The sequence below is a fragment of the Pseudomonas sp. P4_C3 genome, from assembly GCF_056402075.1.
The window spans coordinates 1-3,091 of the sequence record NZ_JBFUIC010000416.1 but is presented as its reverse complement, the minus strand read 5'-3'; the positions used below and the strand labels follow the sequence as shown (position 1 = coordinate 3,091).

The following is a 3,091-nucleotide window of genomic DNA, read 5'->3' as shown; positions in this document are numbered from 1 at the left end:
GCGTTTGTGGTGGTCAATGGTGACATCTGGACCGATTACGACTTCAGCGTGCTGCATCAACCCATCAACGGCCTGGCGCACCTGGTGCTGGTCAGCAACCCGCCCCATCATCCGGCCGGGGACTTCTGCCTGGTCGAAACTCTGGTGCACGACCGTCAGCCGGAATCAGCCACCCTGACTTACAGCGGCATCGCCGTGTTGCATCCGCAGTTGTTCGACGGTTGCACCGCGGGGGCCTTCAAGCTCGCGCCGCTGTTGCGCAAGGCCATGGCTGACGGTCAAGTGACTGGCGAACAGCTGAATGGGCACTGGGTCGATGTCGGCACTCACGAGCGTCTGGCCGAAGTTGAAACATTAATCGAAGCGAGCCGCTGACATGTTGTGGCCAGGGACTCTGATTGGAGCCGGAGCAGGCTTTGCCATAGCCAGTATTCCGGGGGCCTTGCTTGGCGCGTTGTTGGGGCAGGCGCTGGACCGGCGCTTGCACCTGCAGAGCTGGGGGCATTTGTGGGAAAAGCTGGGCGGTCGCCCGGTGTTGCGTAACGATGAATTGCTATTTGTCCTGTTGGGGCGCCTGGCCAAGTGCGACGGCCAGGTGATGGCCGGGCACATCGATCAGGCCCGAGCGGAAATGCGTGCGCTGGACATGTCCGAGCCGGCCCGGCGTCGTGCGATAGCCGCGTTCAATCGCGGCAAGTCGGGCCGCGACCGGCTACGTGGTTATCTGCGTCGCCTGAGTGCCCAGCCCCATGCGGCGGAAGGCGTGTTGCGCGCCTGCTGGCGAATGGTCTGGGCCGATGGTCGTGCCGGCAGCAGTGAGCGTGAGTTGATCGGCCAATGGGGCCAGTGGCTGGGCTGGACGCCGCGCCAGGTACAGGCGTTGGCCCATGACTATGAGCCGCAGAAGCGGCCATTGGGCAGCAGCGTGCCAAGTTATCAGGAAGCGTTAAGGCTTTTGGGGGTGTCGGCCACCACTGAACCGGCGCAGATCAAGCGTGCCTATCGGCGTCTGCTCAGTCGCCATCATCCGGACAAGATTGCCGGCAGTGGCGCGACGGCGTTGCAGGTGCGTGAGGCTACCGAGCGAACGCGTGAGCTGCATAACGCCTACACGCTGATTCGGGAGCGGCGGGATTTTCGCTAACAGGAAAGGCTTGTGTCGTCTGTAATGACCCTATCGTCGGAACGCCGCCCGGAGCAAGCTCGCTCCCACAGGTTTTATGTCGATAACAAAAATTGTGTACGACGTTAATCCTGTGGGAGCGAGCTTGCTCGCGATGAGGGCGACACAGTCTTTCAGTCTGTCGCAGGCTGCGGATTCAACCAACCCCGCACCCGACGGAACAATTGCTCCTGTTCAGCCTTGGTATCCGGTAACGCCTTGAGTGCGACCTGGTTGAATGCCGATGACTTCAGGCGTTTGCTGGCCTGCAGGCGCTCCAGTGCTGCGTCGCGATCCAGCGCTTTGTCCTTGTAGAAAATATCCGCGGTCGGCAGTTTCAGGGGCGGGGTCAGCTCTGCCAGCCCGGGCGTGGCTGCCACAGGTGTCCGGGCGGCAACCATTACCAGTTTTTCGACTTGCGACGGCTGCTTCTCGCTCAGGTAACGCGTGGCCCAATAGGCGCCGGAACCATGTCCCAACACCACGATACTGCGGGCGCTTTGCTGTTCGGCGAAGGCGATCGCGGCGTCGATCCGGGCGAAGATGCGCTCGGCATCTGCCTTGGACTGTTCCTCAGTGGTCTCGGCAATGGCCTTGTCGGCCACGTCGGCCTCGCCACCGGCCACTTGTTCGATGGGGGCCGCGGTGGTCGAGTCTTTGCTGCCGGTTTCGGGGGCCTTGGGAGCCGGCGCTGCTTCCACGACTCGTGGCGCAATGGCATCGCTTTGCAGGTCCGGCAAGGTGATACTCAGGCTGCTCCACTCGGCGTCCGGCAGTTTGCGCCGTAAAGGGCCAACCGCTTGCGGCCAGTCAACGGTTTCGCCGGTGCCGGGGATGATAATCACCGCACCTTTGGGGTCGGCGGTATTGGCAGGTTTCCACAATGCCAGAAACGTGTCGGCGCCCACTTGCAGTTGTTGCTGTTCCTGAGCCGGGATTTTTCGCTCAAGTGCAGTCGCTTCTTCCTTACTACGCTCAGGCAACGGCTGACGCTCGAGTGGTTTTTCTTCGGCGGTTTTTTCTGCTGCTGCAGGCGCCGGGTCGGCCGCCTCGACGGAAAAAACGCATGGCAGGATCAGCGACAGGCACAATGCTGRCAGTGCCAGGCGGTAGACAGGGGGCATTGGATATTCCAGGCCAGAAGTTGTTCCGGCAGCCTAATGGGTTGGTCAGTATTTGTCAGTGTGTGAGAGTTCAATGATGCGTTTACGCTGCCTGTGGGTTATCGGCTGTTTGTGGTTTCCCTTGATGGGTTGGGCGGCGGCCATGCCCCCGGAGCACGTTGCCCAGTTGACCCCGAAACAACAACACTGGCTGGCGCAGCAGGACGAGTTGCGGGTCGGCGTGGTGTTGCAGGCGCCCTATGCGCAATATGATCGCCGCTTGCAGCGCCTGTCCGGGGTGAATGTCGACTTGATGAAGTGGCTGGCAAAGACCCTCAACGTCGAACTGAGCTGGCGTAACTTTCCCGACCTTGAACAACTGGAGGCGGCTGCACGCGAGGGCGAAATCGACATCGCCCCGGGGCTGACCCAAACCCCTGGCGGATTGCGCCTCTGGCAGTTTTCCGACCCTTACATGCGAGTGCCGCAACTGGTGGTCAGCGACCAGAAAAGCGCCGGCGCTGTCGAGCTGGAAAAGCTCGATAGCCAGACCCGCGTCGCCGTGCGCATGCCCAGCGCCATCGCCGATTACCTGCGTAGCAACTATCCGCACCTGAATCTGCAAGGCGTCCCGATGGAGCGTCAGGCATTGCAATTACTGACTGGCCAGCAGGCGGGTTATGCGGTGGTTGATGAGGCGCAATTGGGACGCTTGTCGGTCGAGACGGAGTTCGCGGGGTTGGTGGTGGTGGGGGATGTCGGCCTGCCGCAGCTGCTGCGGGTGGCCACGCGCCGCGACAAGCCGGAACTGGCGGGCATCGTCGAA

Annotated in this window: 4 protein-coding genes; 3 read left to right on the top strand and 1 reads right to left on the bottom strand. The window is 61.9% G+C overall.

The window, feature by feature from the left end; translation table 11 throughout:
* Both AC1DVH_RS28685 and AC1DVH_RS28680 read left to right on the top strand, forming a co-directional pair.
* Positions 1-375, top strand: a 375-nt coding sequence (locus AC1DVH_RS28685; protein WP_477756623.1) for a nucleotidyltransferase family protein, incomplete at its 5' end; no start/stop codon positions are given.
* Between the two features lies 1 nt (position 376).
* Complete coding sequence (locus AC1DVH_RS28680; RefSeq protein ID WP_477756622.1) at positions 377-1,144, top strand: TerB family tellurite resistance protein; 768 nt, start codon at positions 377-379, stop codon at positions 1,142-1,144.
* 152 nt (positions 1,145-1,296) lie between these two features.
* Here AC1DVH_RS28680 and AC1DVH_RS28675 read toward each other — a convergent pair whose 3' ends face one another.
* Entirely contained in the window at positions 1,297-2,286 is a 990-nt protein-coding gene (locus AC1DVH_RS28675; RefSeq protein ID WP_477756621.1) for an alpha/beta hydrolase family protein, read from the bottom strand.
* 73 nt (positions 2,287-2,359) lie between these two features.
* Between AC1DVH_RS28675 and AC1DVH_RS28670 the strand changes: the two genes are divergently transcribed.
* The coding region (locus AC1DVH_RS28670; protein WP_477756620.1) for a transporter substrate-binding domain-containing protein at positions 2,360-3,091 on the top strand (732 nt) is incomplete at its 3' end.

Excerpts from the sequence above, each read along its gene's own strand:
- AC1DVH_RS28680 (WP_477756622.1), top strand. The coding sequence starts at position 377 with ATGTTGTGGCCAGGGACTCTGATTGGAGCCGGAGCAGGCTTTGCCATA.